This window comes from Aeromicrobium yanjiei, assembly GCF_009649075.1.
GTDB classification, from domain to species: domain Bacteria; phylum Actinomycetota; class Actinomycetes; order Propionibacteriales; family Nocardioidaceae; genus Aeromicrobium; species Aeromicrobium yanjiei.
The window spans coordinates 25,183-38,611 of sequence record NZ_CP045737.1 but is presented as its reverse complement, the minus strand read 5'-3'; the positions used below and the strand labels follow the sequence as shown (position 1 = coordinate 38,611).

Sequence of the window (13,429 nt, the reverse complement as noted above, 5' to 3'; positions counted from 1 at the left end):
TGCGCTCCGGCTCCTCCCAAATCCGCTGGCTTGAATACAGAACGACAAAGGGCCCCGACCAAAACCCGGTCGGGGCCCTTCATCATTCTGTCTGTGCGCGAGGGGGGATTTGAACCCCCACGCCCTTGCGGACACTGGCACCTGAAGCCAGCGCGTCTACCATTCCGCCACCCGCGCAGTGTTCGTGCTGCGGTCCTCGGGCTGACCCGGGGACCGGTGAGTCAGTCTAACAGGCCCGTGCGCGGAGGTTTCCACGGCTGCCCCCTCCGCGCTGACTCGCCTGTTCACCCCGTCCCGATACGATCACATGGAAACATGGACCGACGAAGAGGTGAGAGCTGATGGCGGGGGTGCTGCAACGTTTCGAGCAACGGCTCGAAGGAGCGGTCACCGGTGCGTTCGCGCGCGCCTTCCGCAGCGCCGTGCAGCCCGTCGAGATCGCCGCCGCGCTGCAGCGCGAGGTCGACAACTCGGCGCACATCCTCTCCCGTGAACGCATGCTCGTGCCGAACGACTTCACGGTCGAGCTGTCGCCGTCCGACTACGAACGGCTCAACCCGTTCAGCAGCACGCTGGCCGACGAGCTGTCCACGCTCGTCAAGGAGCACGTCGTCGAGCAGCGCTACACCCTCACCGGCCCGCTGGCGATCTCGTTCAAGAAGACCGGCGAGCTCAGCACCGGACGGTTCCGCGTCCGCAGCCGCACCACCGCATCCGTCACCCCCGTGGTCGGACAGCGGATGACCGAGACCGCGGTGCGCTCGTCCAACGTCGTGATCGAGGTCAACGGCATGAAGCACCCGCTCCAGCCACCTGGCGTGGTGATCGGGCGCGGCAACGAGGCCGACCTCAAGATCGACGACCCCGGCATCTCGCGCCGCCACGCGGAGATCAAGATCCACCAGAGCGGGAGCGAGACCACCGTGACCATCGTCGACCTCAACTCGACCAACGGCGTCATCCTCAACGGCCACAAGGTCTCCACGGGGGTCGTCGGGGACGGCTCGGAGATCCGGCTCGGCAACACCGTCCTCGTCATCCGGATGAACGAGGCCGCCTGATGTCCGAGCTCACCCTGACGTTGATCAAGCTCGGCTTCCTGGCCGTGCTGTGGCTCTTCGTCCTGTCCGCCGTCTCGGTCATCCGCTCGGACATCTTCGGCACCAAGGCCCCCTCGACGCCGCGCCCCGCCAAGCAGAAGGCCCCGGCGACCAAGCCTCGCAAGACCCCCCGCGGCGTGCCGACCAAGCTGCAGGTCGTCTCCGGGCCCAACACCGGGCAGAGCGTCCCGCTGGGCGACAAGCCGATCCTGCTGGGACGCGGCACCGACGCGGCGATCCGCCTCGACGACGACTACGTCTCGACGCGGCACGCGCGCTTCGCGACCAACGGCGAGCAGTGGTTCGTCGAGGACCTCGGGTCGACCAACGGCACGTACCTCGGCAGCCAGCGCATCACGACACCCATCCCGATCGGCCTGGGCATCCAGGTCCGGCTGGGCAAGACCATCGTCGAGCTGCAGAAGTAGGCCATGACAGCCCTGACCTATCGATACGTCGCGCTCACCGACACCGGTCTGCGCCGCTCGACCAACCAGGACTCCGGCTACGCGAGCGATCGCCTGCTGGCCATCGCCGACGGCATGGGCGGGGCCGCCGCGGGTGACCTCGCCTCGTCCGAGGCGATGCACATCATCCGTCAGCTCGACCGTGACATCGACGGCAGCGCCCTCGACGCGGTCGCCCGCGCGGTCGAGCTCGCCAACATCCGCCTCGGTGAGCTGATCCGCGAGGATCCCGCGGTGGAAGGCATGGGCACGACTCTCGAGGTCATGCTCTGGGACGGCGAGAAGCTGGCCGTCGCCCACCTCGGCGACTCGCGCGCGTACCGCCTGCGCGGCGGCACCCTCACCCAGATCAGCACCGACCACACGTTCGTGCAGAGCCTGGTCGAGGAGGGCAAGATCTCCCGCGCCGAGGCGCGCGTGCACCCTCACCGCTCCTTGCTGCTGCGCGCGCTCCTCGGCCGCGACGAGGGCGAGGCCGACCTCAGCTGGATCCAGCCGATGGCCGGCGATCGCTATCTGCTGTGCAGCGACGGCCTGACCGACATGGTCGAGGACGACGTCATCCGGCGCGCCCTCAGCGCCGAGACGATCGACATGGCCGCGACCGAGCTCGTACGACTCGCGCTGGAGGCCGGTGGCGTCGACAACGTGACCGTGGTGATCGCCGAGTTCGTCGAGGCGGGCACCGATCCCGACGAGCACCTGTCCTCGTCGGACGGGCAGCCCCAGCTCGTCGGCGCCGCAGCCAGCCAGTCCCGCCCGCGCACGGGATCGGGCTCGAGCAGCACCGACACGGCCACGGCGTTCGACCCCGAAGAGCTCCGGTACGCCCCGCAGCCCCCCGCGCGCCGCCGCTGGCTGCGCTGGACGGCGGGCCTCCTGGCTGTCGCGGCGGTCCTCGCGGCCGCGGGCACCTACGCCTACCAGTGGTCGCAGGACCAGTACTACGTCGCGGCCAAGGACGGTCGGGTCGCGATCTACCGCGGCGTCCAGATCGACATCCCGGGCGTCACCTTGTCCCACGTCGATGAGCTGACCGACATCGAGCTGTCGTCCCTGAGCGACTTCCAGCGACGCGAGATCGAGGACGGCGTGGAGGCCTCGAGCAAGGACGACGCCAAGCAGACCGTCGCCGAGCTGGACGTGATCGCACCGACCCCGACGCCCACGCCGACCCGCAAGACCACACGCACCCCCAAGCCCTCCACGTCGAGCAGGACGCCGACCGCGGCCAACGTGGTGTGGACGCGATGACGACTCCCGTCTGGGTCCCCCGCAAGAGACGGGGCGCCGAGTTCTTCCTGACCGTCCTGGCGGTCTTCATCGGCATCGCGGCGTACGCCTCGGTGGGCCTCGGCGTCGAGGGCACGATCCCGTCCGACACCTACAAGCTGGGCGGCGCGCTCATCGTGGTGGCGATCGCGACCCATCTCGTGGTGCGCCGGGTCGCCCCCTACGCCGATCCCGTGCTGCTGCCGCTGGTGATCGCCCTCAACGGCCTCGGCCTGGCGATGATCTACCGGATCGACCTCGGATATCAGCAGGTCAACCCCGACTGGAAGGCCCTCGCCAACGGTCAGCTCATGTGGACCGGCTTCGGCATCGTGGCCTTTGCCCTCGTGCTGATCGTGGTCCGCGACCACCGCCGACTGCAGGCGCTGACCTACACGTTCGGCTTTGCCGCGATCGTCCTGCTGATCCTGCCACTGCTGCCCGGCATCGGGCGCAACATCCGCGGTGCGCGGATCTGGATCGGGATCGGTCCGTTCAGCTTCCAGCCCGGAGAGGCGGCCAAGATCTGCCTCGCGATCTTCTTCGCCGGCTATCTCGTGGTCAAGCGCGACGCCCTCGCGCTGGCCGGGCGCCGCTTCGCGGGCATCGACCTTCCCCGCGGCCGCGACCTCGGGCCGATCCTGGCCGGCTGGCTGCTCAGCATGGGCATCCTCATCTTCCAGCGCGACCTCGGCTCGTCGCTGCTGTTCTTCGGGCTGTTCGTGGTGCTGCTCTACATCGCGACCGAACGCCCCGGCTGGCTGGTCGTGGGGGCGCTGCTGTTCGCGGCGGGTGCCTACATGGGCTATCTCGCCTTCGGCCACGTGCAGGTGCGGGTCAACGCCTGGCTCGACCCGTTCTCCGATCCGGACAAGAACTACCAGGTCATCAACGGCCTGTTCGGGCTCGCGCACGGGGGCCTGCTCGGACAGGGGCTCGGCCAGGGCAGTCCCAACCTCACCCCGTTCGGCTTCTCCGACTTCATCGCCGCCTCACTGGGCGAGGAGCTCGGCCTCACCGGCCTCATGGCCGTGCTCATGATCTACGGCCTGATCGTCGAGCGCGGACTCCGCATCGCGCTGACCTGCCGCGACGCGTTCGGCAAGCTGCTCGCCGCAGGCCTGGCGCTGTCGATCGCGATCCAGGTCTTCGTGGTCGTCGGTGGCGTCACCCGGTTGATCCCGCTCACCGGCCTGACCACCCCGTTCCTCGCGCAGGGCGGATCGTCCATCGTGATGAACTGGGCGATCATCGGCCTGCTGCTGCGGATCAGCGACCAGACGAGGCGCCCGGCCCCCGAGATCTCCACGTTCGAGAGTGACGAGGCGACCCAGGTGGTGAAGCTGTCGTGAACAAGCCCATCCGCAACCTGGCCATCGCATGCCTCGTCATGTTCATGGCCCTGCTGGTCAACATCAACTACGTCCAGTTCGTCGAGGCGGACAGTCTCAACGCCAAGAACGGCAACAAGCGGGTCATCAACGAGGAGTTCTCCCGCGACCGCGGCTCGATCCTCATCGACGGCAAGCCGATCGCCGAGAGCGTGAAGTCCAAGGACGAGTACAAGTTCCAGCGCAAGTACCCCGAGGGCGGGCTGTACGCCCCGCTGACCGGCTACTTCTCGTACATCTTCGGCCGCAGCGCGCTCGAGAACTCCGAGAACCGGGTCCTCTCGGGCAGCGACGACCGACTCTTCGTCAACCGGGTCATCGACCTGCTGTCCAACAAGCAGCCCAAGGGCGGCAGCGTCGAGGTCACGATCGACCCGCTCGCGCAGAAGACGGCCGCCGAAGGCCTCGAGGCGCTCGGCAAGGGCACCAAGGGCGCGGTGGCGGCGATCAACCCCAAGACCGGCGCGGTGCTGGCGATGGTGACCCAGCCGTCGTACAACCCCAACCGCCTCGCGAGCCACGACTTCGCCAAGGTCCAGAAGTCGTGGGAGGAGCTCACCACCGACAAGAACCAGCCCATGCTCAACCGCACGACCCAGCAGACGCTGCCGCCCGGCTCGACGTTCAAGCTGGTCACGGCCGCAGCGGCGCTCGAGAAGGGCGTCGTCGACGACGTCGACGACAAGATCAAGGCCGGCGCCCGGCTGTCGTTCGGTGGCGGCATCACCTACACGCTCCCCAACGAGAACGGCGGCAACTGCGGCGGCGACCGCATCACGTTGGAGCAGGCCATGAACGTCTCGTGCAACGTGGCCTTCGGCGCCCTCGCCCTCAAGGTCGGCCAGACGGACCTCGCCGAGCAGGCCGGCAAGTTCGGCTTCGGCACCGATCCGCTCGCGGACCTGCCCATGAACCCCAGCCGCTTCACCTCCGGCGACACCCCGCTCGAGCAGCCGCAGCTCGCCCAGTCCGGCATCGGCCAGTTCGAGGTCGCGGCGACGCCCCTGCAGATGGCCATGGTCGCCGGCGGCATCGCCAATGACGGCAAGGTCATGAAGCCGTACGTCGTGGACACCGTCCGCGCCCCCAACCTGCGCGTCCTGGACAAGACCCAGCCCAAGACCCTCAGCGAGGCGGTCAGCGCCAGCACCGCCCGCAAGCTGCAGGAGATGATGGTGAGCACCGTCCAGGTGGGCACCGCCACCTCCGCGCAGATCCCCGGCGTCGACGTGGGTGCCAAGACCGGCACGGCGCAGTCCACCGCGGACCGCCCGCCCTACGCCTGGTTCGTGTCGTACGCCAAGGACGGCGACGACTCGGTCGCGGTGGCCGTGCTCGTCGAGTCCAGCAACACTGCGCGCAACGAGATCGCCGGTGGACGCCTCGCCGGCCCGATCGCCAAGTCCGTGATGGAGGCAGTGCTCGGCAAATGACACGCCTGACTGCACCGACATCCTCCGTGACACACACTCTGGGAGACTGAGAACCATGACCGAATCCGGCGACACTGGCGCCACCGACGAGCCGATACGCCTCGGCGGCCGCTACGAGCTGGGCGGACTGCTCGGTCGCGGCGGCATGGCCGACGTGCGGGTGGGGCGCGATCTGCGCCTCGGGCGCACCGTCGCGGTCAAGCAGCTGCGTAGCGACCTGTCGGCCGACGACACGTTCCAGGCCCGTTTCCGCCGCGAGGCCCAGTCCTCCGCCGCGCTCAACCACCCCTCGATCGTCGCGGTCTACGACACCGGCGAGTCGATCGACAAGCACGGCAGCCACGTGCCCTACATCGTCATGGAGTACGTCGAGGGCCAGACGCTGCGCGACATCCTGCGCGGCGCCGAGAACGGTCGCAAGATCCTGCCCGAGCGCGCGCTGTCCATCACCGCCGACGTCCTGAGCGCGCTGGACTACAGCCACCGCTCCGGCATCATCCACCGCGACATCAAGCCCGCCAACGTCATGCTCACCCCGTCCGGGCAGGTCAAGGTCATGGACTTCGGCATCGCTCGCGCGATCGCCGACACCTCCTCGGCCATGACGCAGACGGCCGCCGTCATCGGCACGGCGCAGTATCTCTCCCCCGAGCAGGCGCGCGGCGAGACCGTCGACGCCCGCAGCGACATCTACTCGACGGGCTGCCTGCTGTACGAGCTGCTGACCGGACGTCCGCCGTTCGTGGGCGACAGCCCGGTGTCGGTGGCCTACCAGCACGTCCGCGAGGAGGCCCGGCCGCCGTCGCAGCTCAACCCCGACGTGAGCCCCGACATCGACCGCATCGTCGCCAAGGCGCTCGCCAAGCGCGTCGAGGACCGCTATCAGAGCGCCGCCGACATGCGCAAGGACATCGAGCGCGTCCTGGCGGGCCTGCCCGTCGACGCACCCACCGCGGCCACCGCCGTCGTGCCGGGCGCGACCGCCGTGGCTCCCGCCGCGCCGGTCCTGCCGCCGCCGACCGGCAACGGTGTCGCCGACCCGGACGAGGACGAGGACGAGGACCGCAAGGGCACGTGGTGGGCCGTCGCGGCCATCCTCGCCGTGGTCGCCGCAGCGATCCTGGGCGTCCTGTGGATGACCGGGGCGTTCGACAGCGACGAGAAGCCCGTGGCCCAGAAGGCGGTCACCGACGTCCGTGGCGAGAGCGTCCCCGACGCCACGACGAGGCTGGAGAACGCCGGCTTCGTGGTCGGCGGGACCTCCGAGCGGGCCAGCTCGGACGTCGACGAGGGCGACGTCATCGACACCGATCCGCCCGTGGGCACCAAGGTCGACGAGGGCTCGACGGTCGACCTCATCGTCAGTTCGGGTCCCGACCAGGTCGTGGTCCCGAACCTCGTGAGGTACTCCTACTCCGACGCCAAGAAGCTGCTCGAGGACATGGGCCTGTCGGTCAAGAAGGACACCCAGGACAGCACCGAGTCCAAGGACACGGTCCTCAACACCAACCCCCCGGCCAACACCTCCGTCGAGGTCGGCTCCACGGTCACGCTCATCGTGTCCAAGGGCCAGGTCGAGGTGCCCAACGTCGTCGGGCAGGACGTCGAGGACGCCAGGAGCGCCCTGGAGGACATCGGGCTCAAGGCCGACATCACCGAGGACCCGAACTCGACGTCACCGGAGAACCAGGTGACCGCCCAGTCGGTGGCTCCCGGCACGCGGGTCTCGCCGGGGTCGACGGTCCGTCTGACGGTGTCGACCAACCCGGGCGACACCGGCGAGGACGGTGGCGACACCGACGGAGGCGCGACCGACGGTGGGCCGACGGACGGCGCGGACTCCGACGGCGGCGCGCTGCCCGACGGTCAGTGAGGCCCCCCGGCGTCCCTAGGGCGCCGGGGCCTTCGCGAACGTCAGCGAGATCGGGTTGGTGTAGGCCTTGATCGTCACGGCGTCGAGCTGCTCGATCTCGAGACCGAGGTTGTAGCGCCGCGCGTAGTCCGCATAGCTCGCGGTGTCGGGCGAGGTGATCATCGAGCTGCTCATGCCGGTCTGGTCGCCGACGGCCTCGATGACGTACGGCGGTGAGTACGGGACGCCGTCGAGGATCACGACGTTGCCGACGCACCGGATGCCGGTCGTCGCGATGAGCCGCTGACCCTGCAGCGAGATCGCCTCGGCCCCTCCTGCCCACAGCGCGTTGACGTACGCCTGGATGTCCTGCTGGTGCACGACCTGCCAGTTGGGGTCGACCCCGGACAGGTCGCCGGCGTCGGGCGCATCGGTCAGGGTGACCCGGACGCCCGGGCCACGCACCGGTGTCAGCCCGGTGGCTGGCTCGAGGGCGTCGACGCGCTTGCGCAGCTTGTCCAGGCTCCGGCCCGACACGCTGGACGAGAGCCGGTCGATCTCCGAGCGCAGGGTGTTGGCCTCCGCGCGGCGCGCGTCGATGCGCTCGGACCGCTCGCGCAGGAGGGATCCGACGTCACCGCCGGTGGGACGCAGGTCGGTGCCGTCGGCGCTGACCGAGGCGGCCACGAACAGGAACCCGGTGAGCACGAAGATCAGGAGCACGACGAAGGACGCCTGCTGGCGTGCGTGCGTGCCGCGCTTGGCCATGCCGCAATTCCTCCCTGGTCCGACGCCGACTAGGCTAGCCGAGACCACCTACGATGCGGCCCGGCCGCAGCAACCTTCGGAGCACGACGTGGCGAGAGACAAGACTTCCAAGGGCCCGCAGCCCCAGAGGATCGGCAACCGCTGGGCCGGTCCCGCGATGGTGACCTCCGCGATCATCGGTCTGATCTGGATCGTGATCTACTACGTGCTCAACGGCCAGGACGTCAACTACCCGTCATTCCTGCAGTGGTACCAGGATCTCGGCAACTGGAACCTGGTGATCGGCATGGGCTTCATCGTCGCGGCCTTCGGCTTCGCGATGAAGTGGGAGTGAATCACACCCATGTAGTTATCCACACCGGTGTGCACAGTTGTTGATACTCACACCGGTGTGATTCAACCGGTCAGCGACGCGGTGCGCAGCACGACCGCTGCGATCATCGCGATCCACACCACCACGATGACGCCCGCCTGGAACAGCTGCCGGCGCTCCCGCGGTGCGTAGGCGATCACGGCACCGAGGACGACACCGGCCACGAAGCCGCCGAGGTGTCCCTGCCAGCTGATGTTGCTGCCGGCCACGCTGATGAACGCGTTGATCGCGAGCAGCACCAGCAGTGTCGTGATGTCCTGCTTGGCCTTCAGCAGCAACATCATCGCCATGCCGAAGAGGCCGAACACCGCACCTGACGCGCCGATCGTGGCGACTCCGGGCGGTGCCAGCAGATAGACGAACACCGAGCCGGCGATCGCGACGGTCGCGTAGGCCACGATGAACCGGATCGCCCCGAGCGCTCGCTCGACGAACGGCCCGAAGAGGTACAGGGCGTACATGTTGAACAGCAGGTGCAGCAGCCCCGCGTGGAGGAACGCTGACGTGACCAGCCGCCAGGTCTCGCCGTCCGCGACGAAGTAGCCCACGAGGGCCCCGTCGCGGAAGAACGAGCCGGACTGCCCGCCGGTCGCCGCCGTCACGACGTACGCGAGCACGTTGATGACGATCAGGGCCAGCGAGACCGCGCCGGAGGTGCCAGTGACGGCACCTCCGGCGAGGTTCTTGGGCTGTCGTACGGTCTTCGCGCCCTCCGCGATGCACGAGGGGCACTGGAAGCCGACCGAGGCCTCCCGCATGCACTCCGGGCAGATCAGCCGCCCGCAGCGCTGGCAGGAGATGTACGCCTCGCGGTCGGGGTGCCGGTAGCAGCGATAGTCCTCCGCAGGGAGGTTCACGAGCTAGGCGTCTTTGCGGGAGATCGTCACCTTCTCGATGACGACCGGCTCAGCCGGCTTGTCGAACCGGTCGGTCTTGACCTGTCCGATCTTGTCGACCACCTCGCGGCTCACGTCGTCGGCCACCTCGCCGAAGATCGTGTGCTTGCGGTTCAGCCACGTGGTGGGGACCAGCGTGATGAAGAACTGCGAGCCGTTGGTGCCCGGTCCGGCGTTGGCCATCGCGAGCAAGTAGGGGCGGTCGAACTTCAGGTCGGGGTGGAACTCGTCCTTGAACGTGTAGCCGGGGCCACCCGTCCCGGTGCCGAGCGGGTCGCCGCCCTGCAGCATGAAGTCCTTGATGATGCGGTGGAACACCAGGCCGTCGTAGAACGGCTTCGTGGTGGGCTTGCGGGTCTCGGGGTCGAGGAACTCCTTCGTACCCTCGGCGAGGCCGACGAAGTTGTCCACCGTCTCGGGGGCGTGGTCGGGGAAGAGCTCCACGACGATGTTGCCGTGGTTGGTCGTGAAGGTCGCGATGAGCTGCGAGGCCACAGGGATATTCCTTTCGATGTGCTGTCGTCATCATCCCACGAACGGACAACTCCGGCCCCGCGGCTGGCGGGAGCGGCGGTGACCGATCTGCTGGCTATGGTGGGCGCCATGTCGAAGAGCCCGGGACACCACCCCTTCCGCCGCATCCTGCTCCTGACGGCGGTCCTCGCCGCCGTCCTGGCCTACCGCAACGCGGTCGCCGACAAGGGCGGCTCGTACGATCCCGCGGCCGGCCGATGAGCGTCACGATCGAGCGGACGTCCGACGGCATCGCAGTCCTGACGTTCAGCGCCCCGCCGGTCAACCTGTACTCCCTCGAGCTGCACGAGGAGCTGGACCGTGCCCTGGACGAGGTCGAGGCCGATCCGCCCCGCGCCCTGCTGGTCCGGGCCGAGGGCCGGGTCGTCTCCGGCGGCGTCGACGTCGCCCAGTTCCACGCCCGCAAGACGCAGGCCGACACCCAGGCGCTCTACGACCGGATGCTCGAGCTGCCCAACCGCATCGAGGCACTCGACGTCCCGACCTTCTTCGCCGCCCACGCCCTGACGCTCACCTGGGCGTTCGAGGTGGCCCTCGCGTGCGACATCGTCCTGGCCTCGGAGAAGGCGAAGTTCGGCCTGGTCGAGCGCGTCATCGGCCTCACCCCGACGATGGGCGGCACCCAGCGACTCGCGGGGCGCGCGGGGGTGGGCCGCGCCAAGGAGCTCGTCTTCACCGGTGAGCTGTACGACGCGGCGACCCTCGAGCGCTGGAACGTCGTCAACCGCGTGCTCGCGGTCGACGGCTTCGACGACGCGGTGCTCGAGATCGTGCGTCAGGTCGCGGTCGGGCCCACCCGGGCGTTCGGCGCGGCCAAGCAGATCCTGCGGCACTTCGAGGCCGGCGGCGTGCCGGAGGCGAACGCGCACACCACGCGCATCGCGGCCGGTCTGTTCGCGACCGACGACCTGCAGGGCGGCATGGAGTCGTTCCTGCGCGACGGTCCGGGCAAGGCCACGTTCACGGGCCGCTGACCGCAGGGGTCAGAGAGTGCTCTCGGCCCGATCCGCGCGGATGGCCTGCGTGGCCCGGTGCTCGGCCCAGAAGCTCACGAGCGGGATCGTGGCGAACAGCATCGTCGTGATCGTGAAGGCCGGGGTCCACCGGTGACGGCGCGAGAGCACGGCGATCAGCACCAGCAACGCCATGAAGAGATAGCCGTGGATCATGTCGATCACCCCGATCATGTCGGAGTTGCGGTTGAACCACGACGTGTCGTCTGTCGTCAGCTGTCCGATCCAGGCCCCGATGACGAAGATCAGGTTGATGCCCACCACGTAGGCGATGACACGGTACGTCTTAGCCAGTCCACTCACGACGTCGAGGATACCTTCGCCCGTGAAGCCGCCCGTGTCTCGCTCGACATCCGCCACCACATGAACGCCGCGAACAGGCCGAAGACCCACCACTGCAGCGCGTAGGCCAGGTTCTTGAGCCCGACCGTCCACGAGACGTCCTCGGGCAACGGGGGCGGGACGAGGTCGAGGCCGCCGCTGAGGGCCGGATCGGTGTTGATCGCGTAGCCGGAGTACAGGTCGTAGGGCATCTCGTTGATCAGCGTGGGGATCCGGACGGACCCGATGGTGCGCGAGGTCGCGTCGAATGCGCCGGCGTTCTTCTCGCCCGGCTCCAGCACCGCGTCCAGCGTGACGGTGCCGCTCGGGACGCTCGGGAACGCGCCGGGCTCGGGGGCCCAGCCGCGCAGCACGAGCATCGTGTCGCCGCCCTCGACCTGCACCGGTGCCAGGAGCCAGGCGCCGGTGCGGCCGTCCTGCTCCTTGTCGGTGACCCAGATCTGCTGGTCCGCGGGCTCGAACTCGCCCTCGAACGTCACCGGCCGGTGGTTGTACGTCTTCAGGAACGGTCCGTCGGGCTCCCACAGGTCGGTGAGAGCGACCTGCGGGACCGCACGCTTGTCGGCCTGCTCGTGCGCCTGGCGGTCGTCGTAGACGCCGGCCTGCCACAGGCCCATGACGACGCAGAAGACGACCGCGACGATCGCGAACGCATGGAGCCCGATGAGGCCCGGGGTGAACCAGGAACCGACGCGGGAGTTGCGTTTCACGCCGTGAACGGCCTGAGGTCCGCGTAGAGGGGGAACCGCTCGGCCAGCACGGTCACCCGCTTGCGAAGGGACTCCAGGTCGACCTCACCCGGCTGCAGCGCCTCGGCGATGATGTCGGCGACCTCGGTGAACTCCTCGGCGCCGAAGCCGCGGGTCGCGAGCGCGGGCGTGCCGATGCGCAGGCCCGACGTCACCATCGGCGGGCGCGGATCGTTGGGGACCGCGTTGCGGTTGACCGTGATGCCGGCCTCGTGGAGCCGGTCCTCGGCCTGCTGGCCGTCGAGTGCGGAGTCACGCAGGTCGACCAGCACGAGGTGGACGTCGGTGCCGCCGCTCAGGACCTTGACGCCCGCCGAGGTCATGTCGTCGGCGAGCAGACGCTCGGCGAGGATCTGCGCACCCTCGATCGTGCGCTGCTGGCGCTCCTTGAACTCCGGCTCGAGCGCCATCTTGAACGCGACGGCCTTGGCCGCGATCACGTGCTCGAGGGGGCCGCCCTGCTGGCCCGGGAAGACCGCCGACCGCATCTTCTTGGCGATCTCGGGGTCGTTGGTGAGGATCGCGCCGCCGCGGGGGCCGCCGAGCGTCTTGTGGGTCGTGGTCGTGACGATGTGCGCGTGCGGCAGCGGGCTGGGGTGCAGACCGGCGGCGACGAGACCGGCGAAGTGGGCCATGTCGACCCAGAGGCGGGCACCGACCTCGTCGGCGATCTCGCGGAACAGCGCGAAGTCGAGCTGGCGGGGGTACGCCGACCAGCCGGCGATGATCACGGTGGGCCGGTGCTCGTGCGCGAGCGAGCGCACCTCGTCCATGTCGACGAGGCCGGTCTCCGGCACGACGTGGTACGCGACGGGGTTGTAGAGCTTGCCGGAGAAGTTGAGCTTCATGCCGTGGGTCAGGTGCCCACCGTTGGCGAGGTCAAGACCGAGGATCGTGTCGCCCTTGGTGGCGATCGCGTGCAGCGCGGCCGCGTTGGCCGTGGCACCCGAGTGCGGCTGGACGTTGGCGTAGTCGGCGTCGAACAGCTGCTTGAGGCGATCGATCGCGATCGTCTCGACCTGGTCGACGAACTCGCAGCCGCCGTAGTAGCGCTTGCCGGGGTAGCCCTCGGCGTACTTGTTGGTCAGCACGCTGCCCTGCGCCTCCAGGGCCGCGACGGGCGCGAAGTTCTCCGAGGCGATCATCTCGAGCGTCGACTGCTGACGGTTCAGCTCGGCATCGAGAAGTGCTGCGATGTCGGGGTCGAAGTCGGCGAGGTGATCGTTGTGGCTCATACCC

At 68.9% G+C, this 13,429-nt stretch carries 15 protein-coding genes and 1 tRNA gene; 9 read left to right on the top strand and 7 right to left on the bottom strand.

The window, feature by feature from the left end; translation table 11 throughout:
• Positions 1–94: 94 nt before the first annotated feature.
• A tRNA-Leu gene (locus tag GEV26_RS00420) sits at positions 95–177 on the bottom strand.
• A gap of 164 nt (positions 178–341) precedes the next feature.
• On the opposite strand from GEV26_RS00420, the gene GEV26_RS00415 reads away from it, so the two are divergent.
• The 6 genes from GEV26_RS00415 to pknB are packed head-to-tail and all read left to right on the top strand — an operon-like array spanning position 342 to position 7,536.
• Positions 342–1,061 (top strand): FhaA domain-containing protein, encoded by a 720-nt coding sequence (locus tag GEV26_RS00415; RefSeq protein ID WP_153651236.1) that lies wholly within the window; start codon positions 342–344, stop codon positions 1,059–1,061.
• Positions 1,061–1,528, top strand: coding sequence for an FHA domain-containing protein FhaB/FipA (locus GEV26_RS00410; RefSeq protein WP_153651235.1), 468 nt, complete (start codon positions 1,061–1,063; stop codon positions 1,526–1,528). Before GEV26_RS00415 ends, GEV26_RS00410 begins: the two co-directional genes overlap by 1 nt.
• A gap of 3 nt (positions 1,529–1,531) precedes the next feature.
• Complete coding sequence (locus GEV26_RS00405) at positions 1,532–2,821, top strand: PP2C family protein-serine/threonine phosphatase (protein WP_153651234.1); 1,290 nt, start codon at positions 1,532–1,534, stop codon at positions 2,819–2,821.
• Positions 2,818–4,191 carry an FtsW/RodA/SpoVE family cell cycle protein gene (locus GEV26_RS00400; RefSeq protein WP_153651233.1) on the top strand — a complete coding sequence of 458 codons (1,374 nt, stop codon included), beginning with the start codon at positions 2,818–2,820 and terminating at the stop codon, positions 4,189–4,191. Before GEV26_RS00405 ends, GEV26_RS00400 begins: the two co-directional genes overlap by 4 nt.
• Complete coding sequence (locus tag GEV26_RS00395) at positions 4,188–5,663, top strand: peptidoglycan D,D-transpeptidase FtsI family protein (RefSeq protein ID WP_153651232.1); 1,476 nt, start codon at positions 4,188–4,190, stop codon at positions 5,661–5,663. The genes GEV26_RS00400 and GEV26_RS00395 overlap by 4 nt, the downstream gene beginning before the upstream one ends.
• A 55-nt stretch (positions 5,664–5,718) precedes the next feature.
• Positions 5,719–7,536, top strand: coding sequence for a Stk1 family PASTA domain-containing Ser/Thr kinase (pknB, locus tag GEV26_RS00390; protein WP_153651231.1), 1,818 nt, complete (start codon positions 5,719–5,721; stop codon positions 7,534–7,536).
• A gap of 15 nt (positions 7,537–7,551) precedes the next feature.
• On the opposite strand, the gene GEV26_RS00385 is transcribed toward pknB, so the two are convergent.
• A complete protein-coding gene (locus GEV26_RS00385) occupies positions 7,552–8,283 on the bottom strand; it encodes a DUF881 domain-containing protein (protein WP_153651230.1) in 732 nt (243 codons plus the stop codon).
• A gap of 88 nt (positions 8,284–8,371) precedes the next feature.
• Here GEV26_RS00385 and GEV26_RS00380 point away from each other — a divergent pair, with 88 nt between their 5' ends.
• A complete protein-coding gene (locus GEV26_RS00380) occupies positions 8,372–8,617 on the top strand; it encodes a cell division protein CrgA (protein ID WP_243838831.1) in 246 nt (81 codons plus the stop codon).
• Between the two features lie 62 nt (positions 8,618–8,679).
• On the opposite strand, the gene GEV26_RS00375 is transcribed toward GEV26_RS00380, so the two are convergent.
• Both GEV26_RS00375 and GEV26_RS00370 read right to left on the bottom strand, forming a co-directional pair.
• Positions 8,680–9,513, bottom strand: a complete 834-nt coding sequence (locus GEV26_RS00375; RefSeq protein ID WP_153651228.1) for a rhomboid family intramembrane serine protease — start codon at positions 9,511–9,513, stop codon at positions 8,680–8,682.
• Positions 9,514–9,516: 3 nt separating this feature from the next.
• On the bottom strand, positions 9,517–10,047 hold the full coding sequence (locus tag GEV26_RS00370) for a peptidylprolyl isomerase (protein WP_153651227.1): 531 nt from the start codon (positions 10,045–10,047) through the stop codon (positions 9,517–9,519).
• A gap of 108 nt (positions 10,048–10,155) precedes the next feature.
• Between GEV26_RS00370 and GEV26_RS18110 the strand changes: the two genes are divergently transcribed.
• Together GEV26_RS18110 and GEV26_RS00365 are read left to right on the top strand one after the other, a co-directional pair.
• Positions 10,156–10,287, top strand: coding sequence for a hypothetical protein (locus GEV26_RS18110; RefSeq protein ID WP_255489009.1), 132 nt, complete (start codon positions 10,156–10,158; stop codon positions 10,285–10,287).
• On the top strand, positions 10,284–11,060 hold the full coding sequence (locus GEV26_RS00365) for an enoyl-CoA hydratase/isomerase family protein (protein WP_153651226.1): 777 nt from the start codon (positions 10,284–10,286) through the stop codon (positions 11,058–11,060). Before GEV26_RS18110 ends, GEV26_RS00365 begins: the two co-directional genes overlap by 4 nt.
• Before the next feature lie 9 nt (positions 11,061–11,069).
• On the opposite strand, the gene GEV26_RS00360 is transcribed toward GEV26_RS00365, so the two are convergent.
• The 3 genes from GEV26_RS00360 to glyA are packed head-to-tail and all read right to left on the bottom strand — an operon-like array spanning position 11,070 to position 13,425.
• Positions 11,070–11,402 (bottom strand): DUF3817 domain-containing protein, encoded by a 333-nt coding sequence (locus GEV26_RS00360; RefSeq protein WP_153909723.1) that lies wholly within the window; start codon positions 11,400–11,402, stop codon positions 11,070–11,072.
• Complete coding sequence (locus GEV26_RS00355; RefSeq protein ID WP_153651224.1) at positions 11,399–12,151, bottom strand: SURF1 family protein; 753 nt, start codon at positions 12,149–12,151, stop codon at positions 11,399–11,401. The genes GEV26_RS00360 and GEV26_RS00355 overlap by 4 nt, the downstream gene beginning before the upstream one ends.
• The gene (glyA, locus tag GEV26_RS00350) at positions 12,148–13,425 is read right to left on the bottom strand and encodes a serine hydroxymethyltransferase (protein ID WP_153651223.1); all 1,278 of its coding nucleotides are present in this window, start codon (positions 13,423–13,425) and stop codon (positions 12,148–12,150) included. The genes GEV26_RS00355 and glyA overlap by 4 nt, the downstream gene beginning before the upstream one ends.
• Positions 13,426–13,429 lie beyond the last annotated feature (4 nt).